General features: G+C 38.0%; 16 protein-coding genes. 7 read left to right on the plus strand and 9 right to left on the minus strand.

Features of this window, described 5'->3' with window-relative positions; all coding sequences use genetic code 11:
* The first annotated feature begins 5 nt into the window (after window positions 1-5).
* Genes KKC91_08045 through KKC91_08065 form a run of 5 tightly spaced genes read left to right on the plus strand, consistent with a single transcriptional unit; the run spans window position 6 to window position 5,491 of the window.
* Window positions 6-1,040, plus strand: coding sequence for a uroporphyrinogen decarboxylase family protein (locus KKC91_08045; GenBank protein MBU0478502.1), 1,035 nt, complete (start codon window positions 6-8; stop codon window positions 1,038-1,040).
* Window positions 1,041-1,054: 14 nt separating this feature from the next.
* Entirely contained in the window at window positions 1,055-2,089 is a 1,035-nt protein-coding gene (locus KKC91_08050; GenBank protein ID MBU0478503.1) for a hypothetical protein, read from the plus strand.
* 17 nt (window positions 2,090-2,106) lie between these two features.
* The gene (locus tag KKC91_08055; GenBank protein MBU0478504.1) at window positions 2,107-3,486 is read left to right on the plus strand and encodes an aspartate aminotransferase family protein; all 1,380 of its coding nucleotides are present in this window, start codon (window positions 2,107-2,109) and stop codon (window positions 3,484-3,486) included.
* Window positions 3,487-3,512: 26 nt separating this feature from the next.
* Window positions 3,513-4,796, plus strand: a complete 1,284-nt coding sequence (locus KKC91_08060; GenBank protein MBU0478505.1) for a sulfatase-like hydrolase/transferase — start codon at window positions 3,513-3,515, stop codon at window positions 4,794-4,796.
* Window positions 4,797-4,798: 2 nt separating this feature from the next.
* Window positions 4,799-5,491, plus strand: a complete 693-nt coding sequence (locus KKC91_08065; protein MBU0478506.1) for a carbohydrate-binding family 9-like protein — start codon at window positions 4,799-4,801, stop codon at window positions 5,489-5,491.
* A 209-nt stretch (window positions 5,492-5,700) separates the two neighbouring features.
* Here the strand turns inward: KKC91_08065 and KKC91_08070 are convergent, their stop codons facing one another.
* Window positions 5,701-7,674, minus strand: coding sequence for an alpha-galactosidase (locus KKC91_08070; GenBank protein MBU0478507.1), 1,974 nt, complete (start codon window positions 7,672-7,674; stop codon window positions 5,701-5,703).
* 165 nt (window positions 7,675-7,839) lie between these two features.
* Here KKC91_08070 and KKC91_08075 point away from each other — a divergent pair, with 165 nt between their 5' ends.
* Complete coding sequence (locus KKC91_08075; GenBank protein MBU0478508.1) at window positions 7,840-9,408, plus strand: amidohydrolase family protein; 1,569 nt, start codon at window positions 7,840-7,842, stop codon at window positions 9,406-9,408.
* Window positions 9,409-9,420: 12 nt separating this feature from the next.
* Window positions 9,421-10,185, plus strand: a complete 765-nt coding sequence (locus KKC91_08080) for a glucose 1-dehydrogenase (protein ID MBU0478509.1) — start codon at window positions 9,421-9,423, stop codon at window positions 10,183-10,185.
* A gap of 14 nt (window positions 10,186-10,199) precedes the next feature.
* Here KKC91_08080 and KKC91_08085 read toward each other — a convergent pair whose 3' ends face one another.
* From KKC91_08085 to KKC91_08120, 8 genes are read right to left on the minus strand one after another with little or no spacing between them, the layout of a single operon-like run.
* Window positions 10,200-10,598, minus strand: a complete 399-nt coding sequence (locus KKC91_08085) for a PilZ domain-containing protein (protein MBU0478510.1) — start codon at window positions 10,596-10,598, stop codon at window positions 10,200-10,202.
* Window positions 10,599-10,621: 23 nt separating this feature from the next.
* On the minus strand, window positions 10,622-10,801 hold the full coding sequence (locus tag KKC91_08090; GenBank protein MBU0478511.1) for a Trm112 family protein: 180 nt from the start codon (window positions 10,799-10,801) through the stop codon (window positions 10,622-10,624).
* Window positions 10,802-10,823: 22 nt separating this feature from the next.
* Entirely contained in the window at window positions 10,824-11,921 is a 1,098-nt protein-coding gene (locus KKC91_08095; GenBank protein MBU0478512.1) for a glycosyltransferase family 4 protein, read from the minus strand.
* A gap of 2 nt (window positions 11,922-11,923) precedes the next feature.
* Window positions 11,924-13,126 (minus strand): glycosyltransferase family 4 protein, encoded by a 1,203-nt coding sequence (locus tag KKC91_08100; protein MBU0478513.1) that lies wholly within the window; start codon window positions 13,124-13,126, stop codon window positions 11,924-11,926.
* On the minus strand, window positions 13,123-13,815 hold the full coding sequence (radC, locus tag KKC91_08105) for a DNA repair protein RadC (GenBank protein MBU0478514.1): 693 nt from the start codon (window positions 13,813-13,815) through the stop codon (window positions 13,123-13,125). Before radC ends, KKC91_08100 begins: the two co-directional genes overlap by 4 nt.
* The gene (locus KKC91_08110) at window positions 13,812-14,969 is read right to left on the minus strand and encodes a Gfo/Idh/MocA family oxidoreductase (protein MBU0478515.1); all 1,158 of its coding nucleotides are present in this window, start codon (window positions 14,967-14,969) and stop codon (window positions 13,812-13,814) included. The genes radC and KKC91_08110 overlap by 4 nt, the downstream gene beginning before the upstream one ends.
* Window positions 14,966-16,051: a glycosyltransferase family 9 protein gene (locus KKC91_08115; protein ID MBU0478516.1), complete on the minus strand. Its 1,086-nt coding sequence runs from the start codon at window positions 16,049-16,051 to the stop codon at window positions 14,966-14,968. Before KKC91_08115 ends, KKC91_08110 begins: the two co-directional genes overlap by 4 nt.
* Window positions 16,032-17,195 (minus strand): ATP-binding protein, encoded by a 1,164-nt coding sequence (locus KKC91_08120; protein ID MBU0478517.1) that lies wholly within the window; start codon window positions 17,193-17,195, stop codon window positions 16,032-16,034. Before KKC91_08120 ends, KKC91_08115 begins: the two co-directional genes overlap by 20 nt.
* Between the last annotated feature and the right edge of the window lie 190 nt (window positions 17,196-17,385).

Raw genomic sequence — 17,385 nt, forward strand, 5'->3', positions numbered from 1 at the left:
GGAAGATGGCATATCCAGGGGTTCTGGAAGACATAAAAATATGTATTAATCTAGGTATTCCAAAAAAAGTCCCGATTTTTGCTCTGGCAGAACTTTTTAATGTACGAATGGCTGGAATAACCTATGAAGAGTATACCTACAATGTTGATAAGCTGGTTAAATGCGAAGTAGAAGCTGTAAAACGATTTGATTATGATTGGGTCTATCTTAATCCGGATGATAATATGGAATTCGAGCCCCTTGGAGTAAAGACAAAGGGAGAGGAAAACGTTCCCTTAGGTGCATATGAGTTTTTACCTGCTTCTTGGGATACACTTAAAACTTTAAAACTCCCTGATTTCCAACACGATGGAAGAATGCCGGCTTTTCTTGAGGCAACAAGCAGGATTAAAGAAGAGCTAAAAGATACCATTTGTCTTTGCGGCCGTGTAGCTGCTCCATTCAGCTCAGTAGCATTATTATATGGAGTAGAAAAGGCATTAGTGCTTTTTTTAGAGAATCCCGAATTGTTTAAAAAAACAGCGGATTTCTTTGTTGAACTTATGAGTGAATGGGGGAAAGCCCAAATTCAGGCCGGAGCAGATGCTATCTGGGTGGGAGATTGTGTTGCTTCCTCTGGTTTTATCTCTCCAAAACACTATTCTGAATTTGCTGCTGAAGGAGCACTAAAATTAAATACAGCATTAAAAAAAGAGGGAGCCGTCATTTTCTATCATGCTGGAGAGTCATCTCTTCCGCATCTTGAATTAATGGCTGATACGCATCCTGATGCCCTTAGTATAGGCGGAGGGATAGATATTAAGAAAGCTAAGGAGACCGTAGGCAAAAGAGTCTGCCTGCTTGGCAATATTCACGGTATCAAAACATTACAACGGGGCAGTCCTGAATATGTAGAAAAAGAGACCATAAGAATTATGGAAAGCGGCAAGAAAAATGGCGGTTATATATTTAATTCTGAAGAAGGGATTGCTTATCAAACGCCTGAGCAAAATATAAGAATAATGATGCAGACTGCTAAGAAATACGGCAGTTATAAATAGAAAGGATTTCATTAATGACCTCAAGAGAACGAGTTTTTGCCGCATTAGAAGGTAAAATACCTGACAGGGTACCTATAATGGAACTGGTTGTGGATCAAAAGGTTATACAGGCAATTCATCCTGGCATCTCATATTATGATTTTATTGAAGAAATAGGTTTTGATGTTGTATGTGTAGGCATGAGTACGGATACCGATAAGATAGAATGGATTGATAAGGACAAAAAAATCTTCAAAGGTAAATGGGGAGAGACAAGAGCCTTTACAACAGAAGTTAAGGCAGTTCCCATACCGCCATATCCCATACAAACAGAGGAAAACCTAAAATCATATACCCCTCCTGACCCTAATGATCCTAACGCGTTGGGAGATCTTAAAGAAGTCGTCAAGAGATTTAAGGGCAAAAAAACTATTGCTTGGGTTGGAGGAGGAGTGTTTGCTCCACAGCAGTATCTAAGGGGAGTAGAAGATTTACTTATGGATTATGTATTGAATCCTCAATTGGTTAAGAAGCTCGCAAAAATTGGAGAAGAATATTATATTGAATTACACAGAAGGGTCATAAAAGAAGGAGTGGATATTGTAATTCTTGGAGATGATTATGCCGGTAAAACAGGGCCTATGATGTCTCCAGCGCATTTTGAAAGTTTTATACTACCGGGATTGACTGCCATTGTTAAAGGAATAAAAAAAGCAGGAGCTTATTGTATCAAGCATACGGACGGAAATATATGGAAAATCATTGACATGATTGTCAAAACGGGGGTTGATGCTATTGGTCCGGTAGAGATCGGTGCTGGAATGGAGCTTGACAAGATTAAAGAAAAGTATGATATTTGTGTAGTTGGTAATGTGGATATAGATCTTCTTTCGCGTGGAACAGTTGAAGAAGTTGTTAAGGCGACAAAAGAGTGCATCAAAAAAGGAGCCTCTCGGGGAGGACATATTCTTTCGTCTGCTAATAGTATTATTTCTGCAGTTAATCCTGATAATTTTTTGGCAATGGTTAATACAGCTAAGGAGTTTGGTAAATATCCAATAGATATATAAACTATGGGAGATTCAAAATGAGTGATGAAAGACTTACAAAAGAACAAATTAAGCAGTTTAAAAATGATGCTTTGCGCTATGTGTGTCCGCATGCCGCTAAGAACGATGAATTGCTTGTAAATGGTCCTAAAATATTTACAAGAGGAGAAGGCTGTTATGTGTATGATATAGAAGGCAGGAAATACCTTGATACATTCGCGACACTGCTTACAACAATATGTGGACATAATCGTCCGGAGGTAAGGCAGGCAGTAACTGAACAAATGAAAAAGCTGGAGTTTTTTCCCAATTATGTGGATAGCTTCACCCTTCCTCTTATCAAGCTGGCAAAGAAACTGGCAGAAATTACACCGGGAGATCTTTCTGTATCTTTCTTTGTTAACAGCGGTTCAGAGGCTAATGAAACAGCTATAAAGATAGCCAAGCAATATCAACTGGAGACAGGAAAACCTAAAAAGTGGAAAATTATTGCAAGAAGATTCTCCTATCATGGGACAACCTTAGGCGCTGCATCAGCTACAGGTTTACCTTCATATAAGAAATATCTTGAGCCGTTGCTGCCTGGATATATATTTGCGAAGGCTGCTCGTGACTGCGAGTGTCCGGAAGGTATGAGTTCAAAAGAATACGGGAAAGTCTGTCTTAAAGAGTTAGATGATTTAATACAATTTGAAACACCTGAGACAATAGCAGGTATGATAATGGATCCTGTGCCCGGATCAAATACAGCATATCCGCTTCCGCCCGAAGGATATCTGCAGGGCGTGCGTAAGCTTTGTAATGAATATGAAATAGTGCTGATATTTGACGAGGTTCAGACAGGATTTGCTAAAACGGGAAAAATGTTCGCATGTGAACACTGGGATGTAACCCCTGATATTATAACTCTTGGCAAGGGCTTTACGGGCGGGTTTGCTCCTTTAGGTGCTGCTGTAATGACAGAAAAAATATATAAGGTATTTAAGAGAGTTGGACATGAACTGCGCAGTGGAAGCACATTCGGAGGACATACCCTGGCCTGTGCAGCAACTTTAGCTAATATCGAGATAATTGAAAAAGAAAATCTTGTAGAAAAAGCTGCTGAAATGGGGAAATACTTAAGAGAAGGGCTTGAAAAATTATATAAACACTCCATTGTAGGTGATGTTTGTGGAATAGGAATGCTTTTGGCGGTAAAACTGGTATCTGATAGAAAGGCAAAAACTCCTCTGGCCCCAGAACTCAAAGTAGGTAAATGGATAAGAGAGCGATGCTGGCAGCTTGGAATGATACTGCGCAATAATGGAGATATTCTTGTTATTGCTCCGTCTCTTATTCTATCCAAGGACGAAGCGGATACACTGCTCAAAAAAACTGACCAGGCAATTTCTGACGCAATGAAAAACTTTAAATTTTAAACTAATTTTTAAGGAGATAAATAACAATGAATATATTACTAATCATGCCTGATGCTCTCAGGGGCACCAACCTTGGCTGTTGTGGTTATTCCAAAAACACCTCTCCATTTATGGATAAACTGGCAAAAGAGGGCATTGTGTTTAAAAACGCAATTGCTCAAACTGCGCATACTCATCCTGGCGTTGTTTCTGTTTATACAGGGCTTTATCCTACCACCCACTGCCAACAAACTCCTGATGACTTTGCTGCGTTTGGAGAAGCAGGCTGGAGTAATGAATGGAGAAATACAGAACTCAGAAAGAAATGGAAAGCGCCTCTTAACATACTTAAAGAACACGGTTATACAACAGGCGGGAAACATCCCGATTCATGGTGGTCTTTGGGATACTTGATAGAAACAAAAGTAGACAAGATTTTCAATAAACTTATAGAGGATTATACAAGCAGACCATTTTTTATGATGTGTATGCCGTATTACACACATATTGCATACAACGCTGTGCCTGATTATGACAAACTGTTCTTATCTGAGGGTGACAAACTTACTGATAACTTTAGAAAATATGTAGAAATGATAAAAACAACAGGTCATGGGTATATATTAAATCCAGAATTTGTTGGTAAAAAATATCAGGAAGCAAAAACAGCTACTTCATGGAAAGTATTTACCTTATCCGAGGAAGACAGACCGTCTGTAATGGCTCTGTACGACGGAGCAGTAAGAAACCTGGATATGGAAATAGAAAGATACGTAAAAAAGCTGGATGAATTAGGCATCTTAGATGATACATTAATTATTATAACTCCAGATCACGGGGAAGAAATATTAGAAAGAGGATCATTAGGCCATGCATCCTGTTCAATGGCAGGAACCCTGTATGACGAAAACATAAGAATTCCTCTTATCATGAGATATCCAAAGGCATTGCCTCAGGGCAGGGTAATAGAAACTCAAGTAAGTCAGGTGGACATAATGCCTACAATATTTGATATACTGGACTATCCTATGCCTGAACTTACAGAAGGACATTCGCTCTTACCGCTTATTGAAGGGAAAGATATTGATTTTAAAGAAGAGACACATTGCGAAACATTAGTTTGCGGTATGCAGACTCTGGACTGGGATAAAAGAATGAAGTGGGCCCTCAGAACACCGCAGTGGAAGCTTATATACAGTCAGAATCCAGAGGGCAATTATTACGAATTGTATAATCTAAAAAATGACCCTGCAGAGAAAGTAAATCTCATTGACAAAGAACCGAAAATCGCAAACGAATTAAAAAAGAAACTCAGAAAAAGGGAAATTTAAACATGAAAACAAAAGTTTATGAATGTCCTTATATCAGCGAGAAAATGAAGATTGATGGTATTCTTAATGAGAAAGCGTGGCAAAAAGCTAAAATACTGGATTTCTACATACCTGTCACACATAAAAAACCAATAAGTAAAACAGAGGCTAGACTGCTATGGGACGATAAGTATTTGTATGTAGGATTTAAAGCCTATGACAAGGATATATGGGGATACTTTAAGGATAGAGATGACCCAACATGCAGAGAGGATGTCTTAGAGATTTTCTTTAAGACAGATACCAGGAGAGCCCCATATCAGAGCAGGGAGCCATACTATAATTTTGAAATTAATGCATTAGGTACTGTTTATGATGCGTTCAACATAAAAAGAAATGCTGGGGGAGGAGATCATCACAGATGGAGCAAGTGGAACTGTGAAGGACTAAAAGTTGGAATAAAAATCAAAGGAACTTTAAATAACTGCGAAGATATAGACGAATACTGGCAGATGGAAGCAGCAATTCCTTTTGCAAGTTTACCAACTTTAAAAGGGAAATCTCCAAAAAATAAAGACAAATGGTTGTTCCATCTAGCCCGCTACGACTATTCTGTATATCTTCCCAAAGGAGTAGAGCTGAGTTCGTGCTCTAAATTATCAGAGGTTAATTTTCATAAATACGAAGACTGGATGAACTTGAAATTCGTAAGATAATAAAAATAAGGACAAAATAGCATCCGCACTCTCCCCTAAGAATCTCTTTTCTTTTGTTTTTTGAGGGGTTCCCTCTTACTTCATACATAAAGGTGCCCGGATGTTTGTTTTCTTTTAATTCTTTCATAAACCTTACCCAGTCAATCTCCCCTTCAAATGGAATGATATGATCAACTGCACCACTCTTCTTCAAAATACTTAACATTTTGTTATTTATTAACCCTGAAAACCATGCAATCCCTCGGGCCAAGTTCAACAGAATCTAAAGGCAGGATTTTTCTTTTCCATATCTCATATGTTTTTTTTGCATTAATACCTTCTCCCTTTAGAAATCCGGCTGTATTTATTATCGCTTTCCTGTCACTCCAGTTAAATACACCGATGAGAGAGGTGTTTCTATCCTTCGAGAGCCAGATTCTGGGGATTCCAAACGAAAGCAAATCAAGAGGATGCCCTGCTACTCCGCTGGCATTCTCAAGAACTGTCTTTATCATCTCCAGTCCTTTTTTATTTAACATACTGAGTCTGTCTGAAAGCACGATGGAACCGCCTGAGACCAGTGTTAAGGATGCCCATACTCTCACTTCATGCTCTGTCCGGATAACCTCCCCTGTTCTTACAGAAAAAGGTTTATATGGCTTTTCAGGAATAAAAAGACTTAAGTCCTTATATGCGTTTATCTTTTTTTCTTTTGAAGTCTGTTTGTTTCTCACTATCAGGAAGTCATAATCATTTTCCCATGTTCTGCCATTAAATATGCTCTTTACTGCAATATCCCGGGCAACAACAAGTATATTGGACCAATAAGAGCTTATGTCTATAGAAACTCTGCAAGAGTCGTAAATTCCTGCACCTATTTCAGGAACAAACCCACCGCATCCAACGAGTATTGAATCTTCTCCAATCGCCCGCCTTATTGTTGATATCCCTCCTTTGAGAGCTTCTATCGGTGTTACGTCCGGGTTGTGAAATCGTCCTTCTTTGCCTGCTTTAATTACATTGGAAAGAAAATCTATTTTAAAATATCTGTATCCATCATTCCTTAGTTTTGAAAACGTCTCATGAAGAAATTTGAGTGTTCCTGGATGTGTCGGATCAAGATATGGAAGTTTAGTCTGACCTGCACCAACTAATAAGCGTTTTTCCTTATCTTTACTTTTTATCTCAAACTCAGGATGACTTGCCTCAAGAACTCCTCTTTTATCCATCATAAACGGTCCGACCCATATTCCGGGAATAAAGCCGGCTTTCTTGATCTTATCCGCCAGTATTTTCATGCCTCCGGGGAATTTATAATTCGGTTCCCACTCGCCATAACGGTGAGACCATCCATCATCAATAATTATATATTTCACACACTTCTTTAACCACGACGTTCTTTTTATAAAATCCATATTTTCTATAATATCGTCTGCAGTAACCTGCCATAGATAGTAATCCCATGAATTCCAGCCCGCATTCCTTGCAAGATTTGGAGCAGGTCTTGGCCTGCCGAATAAAGAAGCAAACTTTAAAAGGGATTTTCTGATATCCTTGCCTCCTGAAACAATTAACCTGCCAATTCTGACCTTTATTTTCGGCTTAATGGATATTTTGACTTCTGAAATACCTTCAAACCTATTTCCTGTCTTTACAAAGCAGTTATTAAAAACACGGCCTTTATCAGGTATCATCCCGAAAAACATACCCTGCTGTAAAGCGGGATCGTAAATACATGTAAAAAGCCGGGACGTACTGCCGGCAACATCCGAGACCAGGGAGGGGGTCTTGAGAAAAGGTCTGTTCCCGATGCTTAATATCTCTTCAAAATTACCTGCTCTGGCACAATCATTGTAAATTAACATTCTCAGGCTGTCCCTCTTTTGCCCTTTCCCGGATATCTTTGCAGGAGATAATGCTGTATTTATACTTAAAAACTTTACCTGCTCTATCCATACGGGAGATTTGCTCTTGTTTGTTATATCAATAGTCATTGAAGAAAAACAACCTTTATAAGAAGAAAAATTTAATTCTATATCAATATTCTTAAAACTGGCTTTTCCTGCATTTTTATTAACCGCAAAGGTTGGTCTGATTTCCCTGTTTTCCAGAACAACTGACGGCATAGCCGAACGAAAATACCAGCTGCCCTCACAAAATTCCCAGGATTTTGATTTCATTCTGATTTCTGAGCTGGATTTCATAAAATACCTCCTATTAGGTTGAATTGTTATTTACTATGATAATACTCTGAAATCAAATTGATTTAAATATTAAGATTGTGATATGCCGTAGTATTTTTGTGATATAAAATTAGAACTTTGTGTTGAAATCAGGTATAATGCAGAAAATAGAGGGTATGATTCTATATGGAAACCTTAAACTTTTTTGATTCCAACGGAATTTTGGGACAGCCTGTATTTTCAAGTTCTACAGGCAAGTTTGAATCTTATCTCAGTGTTGAAAGGCTAATAAAAGAAATGGATCATTTTGAAATTGATTGTGCCCTTGTATCTCACTGGGATGCAGTCAAGGATCATCCATCTAGCGGCAATGCAAAATTGATAGAAGAGATTAAAGGGCATAATAGATTGTTTCCATGCTGGTTTGTTATCCCTCATCACACAGGAGAAATGCCTGAACCGAAAAAACTAATTAAAGAAATGATCTCCAAAAATGTTAGAGCAGTGAGATTATTCCCTATATTTCATAATTTCAGTATGGAAGAATGGTCAATAGGTCCTCTTTTGAAAGAACTGGAAAAGAACAATATCCTCGCTGTTGTCCACTGCCCTGCCAATAGGTTGTATGCCATCTGTAAAAAGTATAAAAAGCTTAATATTGTAGGATTAGCTCCATTAAGAGAACTTTATCCTCTTCTTGAAAAATTTGATAATTTATACGCTTCTCTGGAATACTATCCTGATAACAATCTGGTAGAGGACATATGCAGGCGTTTTGGCGCGCATAGACTTGTATTTGGAACAAGGCAGAAGGATCCGTACAATACATACATTAATACTTCAGCTAATTGGGTATCTGGGCCAACAAAGACTATGATAGATTATGCTGATATCGGTGATAAAGAAAAACAAATGATAGCAAGTGGTAATTTAAAGAAACTATTAGGAATATCTTCCTGCCCATCTATTAAGCATAAATTGCCTCCGGAACTTCTATCCCCTGTTATTGATTCTCATTTTCATCTGGGTAGTATTGCATGGAAATACAAACCGGCAACAGATATATCATCGGTAATCAAAACTATAGACATTACGGGAATTAATAAACTATGTGTAAGTTCACTAAAAGCTGTCTTTGGTGGAAATCACTATGAAGGGAATAATTATATCGGGTCTATATGTAAAAAATACCCTGAGAGATTTATTGGGTTTGCCGTAATTAACCCTAATTTCAATGATACCGAGGATGAAATCAAGAGATGCATTGAGGTATTAGGGCTCAAAGGGATAAAAATTCATCCGCGACTTCACGCTTGCAAACTCACAGATGAGAAATTCAAGCCTGTCTGGGAAGCTTCTGAAAAATATAGTATTCCTATACTTGCGCACACTGGAGAAGGACAATTCGGAAGCAGTCCAGAAGCATTTGAGCACATATCCCAAAAGTATCCCAAGGGAATATTTTTACTCGGTCATTCTGGAGATAATCTGGAGGGGCTGAATATTTGTATCGAAATTGCCAAAAAAAGGGATAATGTCTATCTTGGGACATCTGATATTGTGTTTGCATATAACGGAATATTAGAATATACAGTTAAACAAATTGGCTCAGATAAAATCTTGTTTGAATCCGATGCCTGCTATATGGATTCCAGGTATTCACTGGGTATTATTCTTTATGCACGTATAACTGATAAAGATAAAGCCAGGATACTTGGTCTTAATATGGCAAGGATATTAAAATTAAAACATTAAAGGGAGCAAGGCATGCGATTAAAAGATAAAGTGGCTGTTATCACTGGAGCTGGTGCTGGAATGGGAAGAGCTGTAGCTCTCCGCTTTAGTAAAGAGGGAGCAAAAGTTGTTGTGGTTGATATCAATGAGAAAAAGGGGAAAGACACAGTAGCCTCTATTACAAAAGCTGGGAAGGATGCGATTTTTATCAAAGCTGATGTTTCCAAAACAAAAGAAGTAAAAAATATGTTCAAGGTAACTATTGAAAAATATGGAGCCTTGCACATTCTCTATAACAATGCTGGAATCTTCCTCAGGGGAATTGATAACTGTGTAACCGAGGTTTCAGAAGAAACATGGGATAGATTTATGGATGTTAACTTGAAAAGCGTATTTCTTTGTTGCAAGTATGGCATTCCAAAAATAATAGAAAGCGGAGGGGGTTCTGTAATTAATGTTTCTTCAAGCGCTGGTATAATTGCATCGAAAAACGTTGACAGTTATACTGCGACTAAGGGAGCAATTATCTCTTTAACACGGTCTATGGCAGTCGAATACGCTCCGCAGAAAGTTCACATAAATTGCATTATCCCGTGTGGGATTGATACTCCAATGCTCAATGAAAGCAGAAAAAAACCAGACTGGGATGAAAAAAAACACTTATCTAAAATTCCAGCAAGAAGATTCGGAAAACCAGAAGAGGTTGCTAATATGGCTTTATTCCTGGCATCAGACGAAGCATCCTATGTTGTAGGAGCCGTTTTCGTAATTGATGGCGGAATAACATCTTCCCTTTGAGCTATATTATAGGATCACGCCTCAGAATATTTATTTACAGTGTCTACAACATAATTGTGAATTTTTAGGCTGTCTTTATAAAAAATACTTACAAACTCTAAGCCACATATGCCCTTTTCTGTGTTCTTCCACACCACTTTACCTATTGCATTGATAGTATCTCCTGGATGAATTGAAATTTTCAATCTTAGTTCTGTCCCTTCCGTTACAACCGAAACTAACAATCTTTTTAAGTTTATTTCCTCCAGACAGATACCTTTTTCGCTGATATCTTTCGTACTCCCCTTATATTTTAATTTTGGAGACGACAATAGATCATATTTGACTGGCAGAGAATCATCAAGCTCAACGATTTCATACTCTACTTTAAACTCTTCCTCTATTCTAGTGTATTTTCTTCTTTCCTGTCTCATGTCTCTTCCCAGAAAATATTTTTTTACTTCCCTTTTGGCACGTAATCCACTGCTTCATCAATCATCATAACAGGGATATCTTCTTTTATTAGATAGTATTTTTTGCAAGCATCGCATACAAGCTTATACTCGCCTTCAAGTCTTATATCCCCTTTGCATTTTGGACATGCTAGGATATCCAGAAGTTCCTTGTCTATAGCCATAGTATTTTTCTCCTTTTATCTGTTAAATAAATTCTCTTTTATAAACATCCAGTGTTTTCCTGGCAGTATCTTGCCAGTTGAATTTCTCTATTTGCTTTATACCCATCTTTATCATATCCTCTCTCAATTTGCTATCAGAAATAACTTTTTCTATTGCTTCAGCCAGAGAATCTGCATTCTTAGGCTCTACCGTTATGCCTGCATTACCAACAACTTCAGGCATTGAAGATACATTGGATGTTACAACGGGCACTCTGCTTGCCATCGCTTCTACAAGCGGCAAGCCAAATCCTTCATAAAGGGAAGGGAAAACAAATATATCACATATCTGGTAAAGAAGAGGTAATTCCTTAAAATTTATATTCTGGAGGAAAACTATGTCTTTATCCACATTAAACTGTTCTGCATAAATCTTCAGTTCTCCAATCCTCTCCTTTTTCCCTCCAACCAAAAGAAGCCTTTGCTCTATACCTTTTTTTCTGAGCTTTGAATATGCTTCAATAAGTGTCTCAATATTTTTATGTTTCTTCATATTGCTTACATTAAGTATGTATTTTTCGTGCAGGTTTAGTTTGCGTCTCAGCTTTTCACGTTCTTCTTGAGAAGCGGGTTTTTTGAATATTTCAGAGACACCGTTATAGATTACAACAACCTTATCTTTTTTCACACCTAAATAATTTACTATATCAATTTTTGTGTTTTCAGATACAGCTATTATCTTTTTTGCTCTTATAGCCATCAGATTAAACAATGACCTAGCATAGAAATATGCAGCCCTGGATTCGAGGAACTGAGGGAAAATAAGATGTATTAGATCATGAACGGTAACTATCATTTCTCCCTCATATATAACAGGGATATTGTAATGCGGACAATGTAGAAATTCTACATTCCAGAGTTTTAAAGGCTCAATAACTTGCTCAATTACGCCATAGATTGGCGAATGAAACTCCTTTATGAAAACATTAGGCTTTTGAGCATATTTAGAAAGAGCTTCCTTTTTGCCTAACAAAATATAGGCGTTGGACTTATCAATATCAAAGATATTTGTAAGCAGATTTTTTGTATAAGTACCAATACCTGAGTGTAAAATCATTCTGGCATCTATTGCAATACGCAAGACTAATCCTTTCTTAGAGTATCTTTTATTATTTTATCCAGATTGTCAACATGGAGCTTCCATGTGTAATTATTCTCTACAAATTCTCTTGCCCTCTTTCCCATGCTGGAAGCGTTAAGAGGATTCTTAGCAAGATTAATGATTGCCTCTGCTATTTTAGAGGGGTCTTCAGCAGGTGTTATAAAGCCTGTTTCTCCATTGATAACAATCTTAGGAAGCGGGTCATAAGAAACAGTAATAGCAGGAAGTCCTGATGCCATGTATTCAAATATCTTAAGAGGAGACCAGAAGAACCCAAAATCCTTTAATGGCTTATAATATGCTGCATTGTAAGGCGCAATGCCCGCATCGGATACTGCCATAAAGTATGGCATCATTTCATATCTCTGGGTGCCGGCAAAAACCACATACTGGCTCAAATGCATATCTCTGATTTTAGCTTTTACTTCATCCAGACACTCTCCGCCTCCAACAAAGAGAAACAGCACATTCTTAGCTTTTCTGACCACAGCTTTAACAAGTTCTGGAAGGTCAAGTGCACCATGCCACTTTCTGAATGTGCCTGCAAACACTACTGTAAACTTGTTTTCCAGATTGTACCTCCTTCTGATTTTATTTGCTTTGTCTGTGTTTCGCAGTTCAGGTGCAAACATGTCTGTGTTTGCCGCCCATCTAACCTGCTCTGTTTTTAGGCGGGCATGCTCAGGGACAACTGTAAGTGAAGTAGCTATAACCTTTTTTGCCTGTCTGAATTGAATATCTCTCCAGGTTCTAAGAATATTAATAGTTGTTTTACATGTAATGTTATATCTCCATATAAGCTCTTCGGTATGAGGACTATTTACCTCAAGTATAAGCGGGATTTTCTTAAGCTTTGAATATATAGTTCCTGCTCCGCCAAAGGTAACATATCTTTCAATGACTATATCAAAATTTCTCATCAGTAGTTTCGGAAGCAGTTTAAGTCCTGTAATAGATAGAATCTTATTTAAATATTGCATGTTAGTGCGAAGGAGTTTCACTCCTTTTAAGTATTCAGAATGCGCTGATGTTCCTTGCCTTTGTGAGATTAAAGTTACTTCATATCCAAGTCTGGATAGATTTGAGGCAACCTCCCAAACATGCACTGATCCGCCGTTATTCCCAGGCACAGTTTCTCCTGTTATGTATAAAACCTTAGGGTTTTTAACCCTCTTAATGCTCATATTAATCTGTGTTCCTTAAAACTGAAATAGCCTTCAAATCCTATAATAATGTGATCCAGCACATTAACATCTACAGTACCAAGCGCTTTAATCAATACCTGCGTTATGTTCTTATCATCCCCTGAAGGCGTAAGACTTCCTCCAGGATGGTTATGCGCGAGTATAACAGATACTGCTTTGTTTCTTAAAGCATGTTCCACTACTTTACGAGGATAAACTACTGCCTTATTTACAGTACCGACATGTATTGTCTCTACTTTAACAGGTCTGTTGGCTGTATTAAGGAAAATAACCTTAAAAATTTCATCCTTAGCTCCTCTTAATGAAGCTTGTAAGTAATCATAGACTGCTTTTGGTGAAGATATTATATTCTCTTGTTCCAGAAGATCCTGCAACAGATATAGGGAAACAACCTCCTTAAACAGGTTAATAAGCATACCTGCATTTGCGCCTATTCCATTCACCGTATTTAGCGCTTCTATTTCTGCGTCAAAGACCCCTCTAATACTTTTGAATTTTTTGAGCAATGTTTTAGCGATTGGTTTTGTATCCTTGCGGGGTATTGCATAAGTGAGTATCAACTCAAGAATTTCATAATCATGCCAGTTATCCAATCTGCTCTTTTGATACTTTTCTCTAATTCTCCGTCTATGTCCCAGATAGTCAGGTTTTATAATTTTATTCGTCATTTGTTAAAGGATTTGCTGAGATCCCCGTCTATTTTCTTTGCTGTTTTTTTGGTAAATTTTGATTTTCTGATAAGTTCTTTGAGCATTTTCTCATATGCTTTGCTGTTCAGAGGCATTTCAACAGGCTTATCGGTCATAGAAGAATAGAGTATAGCATTGCCGAGTTCCACTGAATGTATGCCCTCTTCAGCCGGAGCAATTAGTTTTTCTCCTTTAAGAATAGCATCCACAAAGTTTTGCAGTATCTCAGCGTGCTGCCCACCATTGTCCTTTACAGGAATGGTAATATTCCATACATCGGGTGTTGCGAAAATCTGTTTTGATGTATTGATGAATTTGTTTGCAGGGACCTCATTGCGAATAAAGGTTAATGTATCGTTTTCAAGAACCACTTTTCCGCGTTCGCCGGCAATCTCCAGTCGGTTTGTTCCCGGCGCTTCGCCGGTAGATGTAATAAAAACACCTGTAGCTCCATTTTTGTATTCCATGTATGCAGTAACTTCGTCTTCTACTTCAATATCATGTCTTTTCCCAATACTGCAAAAACCGTACACTTTTTTTGGCATTCCGCACAACCACTGAAACAAGTCCAGCTGATGCGGGCACTGATTCAGGAGTACTCCTCCTCCTTCACCTTTCCATGTTGCGCGCCAGGAGCCAGATGCGAAGTACGCATTAGTGCGAAACCAGTTTGTAATAATCCATGTAACTCTAATAAGCTCCCCAAGTTCTCCGGAGTCAATAAGCTGTTTAATCTTTTTGTAATGAGGATCTGTACGCATGTTGAACATAGCTGCAAATATCAGTTTTTTATTCTTTTTATGCGCAGCGATAAGACGCTCGCAGTCAGCTTTATGCACTGAAATTGGTTTCTCAACCAGAACATGGTGACCAGCATTAAGCGCATCAGTGCCGATCGTAGTATGGAAGTAGTGTGGAGTAACAATCATAACTGCATCGCATACCTTTCCCTTCAGAAGTTCTTTGTGATCGCTAAACACTTTGCAATTATATTTCTTGCCAGCAGTTTTAGCTTTCCCCAGATCAACATCACAGACAGCTGTTAGTTCGGCGTTTTCTGTTTTTTTAATATTATTCATATGCAGGCTTGCCATGCCTCCAGTACCAATCACTCCGATTCTTACATTTTTCATACATCCCCCTTTGTTATTTTCTGCAGTTTATTGTAAACAGCTTTGCATACTTCCTCAACAGTTATTGCATCCATACAATAGTGTTTATCCTGCTTACAAACAGGTTTCTTGCAGCCTACACATAAAGCGTCGTTTTTTTGTATAACTATATGCTCCTCTCCATATGGCCGCCATATTCCGGGATCCCCGGGACCGAATAAAGCAATGACCGGTGTATTAACTGCAGAAGCTATATGAGTTGCAGAAGTATCTACACTTACCAAAAGATTTGCTCTTCTCAGAAGCTCTGCATATTGGACAAGGTTCATTTTGTAGTTTGAAATTACTGGTTTAGCGTGCATATTGTTCTCTATTTCTTTTATTAAATCAGCATCATCAGGTCCTCCTGATATACAGACTTTTGCTTTAAACTTTTCTATTATAAAATCTCCAACTTGTGCAAATCTGTCTGATTTCCACTGATAAGACGTGTTACTTCCGGGATGTATGCATACAATAGTGTCTGCCTGCAGTACATTGTGCTCTTTTAGAAAACTTTCGCACCACTTCTGGTTCTTATATGATTCTCTAATATGAGGTCGCTGCTCTTTGACAAGGAATCCTGCCTTTCCTATGAGTTTTAGCCAGCTATCTACTTCATGAGATACTTTTATTGAGTTCGAATATTCCCACATAGGCCTATTCCAGTAAAGAGGAGCTTTTACCTTGTCTGTCAATAAGAATCCTCTGCAGCGATAGTTATAGCCTATACGCCTCTTTGCATTAGCACAAAATGCTATAAGATTACTCGTAAGCCTTGTATCCAGAACTATTGCAAGATCATAGCCTTGAGTTGGCAGGCTCTTAGCAAATCTCCGTATTGAAAATAGATTTCTTCCATTTTTTCTACAGTCAAAATACGCAATATCGTCAGCAAGTTCCTGCTCTTCAATTAGTGGTCTGAGATTGGCAGAGGCAACCAAAGTTATATGCGCCTCAGGCAGATTTTCTCTAACCGCTCTTATTGCAGGGAATGTTACGACTGTATCCCCTATGCGCAAGAGGTCTACTATTAAGATATTCTTAAGTCCTGAAATATTCATAATTTTTTATTTTTTCTATGGAAACAGCTGAGATATTTTTATCTAATGGATAATTTTCTGTGCCTGGATAAATAACCCATAGATGACTTAATGAAAGTTCGCTCATGGCAAACTTCATTGACTTGGTTAATCTCGGCGCTTCATCATATTTCACTTCAATACCCCATAGCTTACCTTTTTTCGCAAAAATCAGATCTAGTTCTGCTCCTGTGTGAACTGCCCAAAAGAAGGTTTCTTCCTCTCTTAAATTTAGATGTTCAATTGTTTGTTGAATAGCAAATCCTTCCCATGAAGCCCCCAGCTTTGGATATGTTGTTACTGCATTATAGTTATTTAAAGAGAGTAAAGCATGGAGAATACCTGAATCCCTAAAATACATCTTAGGTCTTTTGACAATTCTCTTTTTGGTATTATAGTACCATGGCTGCAGTTGTCGGACAACAAAGGTTCCGGATAGAAGATCCAAATATCGTCTGGCTGTGTTATCCGATATAGACAAACTTCTCCCAATCTCTGATGCATTAAAAATCTGGCCATGATAATGGGCTAACATCATCCAAAATTGCCTTAGCGTTCTGGCAGGTATTCTAATCCCCAGATTTGGAATATCTCTCTCAAGAAAGGTTGTAACGAAATCCTGTCTCCACTGAAATGAAGACTGCTCGCTTCCGGCAAGGAATGAGCGTGGAAATCCTCCTCTTATCCACAGTTTTTTTATGTCAGCAACAGCAGACAAATGCTCTATAGAAAATCCTCCCATTTCAATATAACTGATTCTTCCTGCTAAAGACTCCGAACTTTGAACAATAAGGTCCCGTGAGGCGCTGCCAAGTATAATGTATTTTGCCGATGAATTCTTATCAACAAGAACACGTAATACGGGAAAAAGATCAGGTTTTCTTTGTATCTCATCAATAACTATAAAACCTTTTAAGTTTCCAAATGCCAATATAGGATTTTCGAGTCTGGCCAAATGACGTGGATCTTCAAGGTCAAAGAAGTGAACTTCTTCTGAAACATTCCGTGAAAATTGTTTGGACAACGTTGTTTTTCCACATTGTCTAGGTCCTAAAATTGCAACAACAGGATTTTCTTTCAGCCTTTCTTTCAGCAACTTTAATTCCTTTACCCGCTTAATCTCCATATAATCCTCCGTAAATATCCATAATTATACCATGAAATTTCGACACGTCAAGTCGAAATTTCATGGTAATTTTCACAAAGCAAAAAAAATGCTAACATACAAAGGCTGAAAAACATGAGTAACTCTCACAGCAAGATATTCATTGTCATGATAGTAGCTTTTTGATATAAGAAGTTACTCTAATAAGACG

The sequence above is a fragment of the bacterium genome (assembly GCA_018812485.1).
Taxonomy (GTDB): Bacteria; JAHJDO01; JAHJDO01; order JAHJDO01; family JAHJDO01; genus JAHJDO01.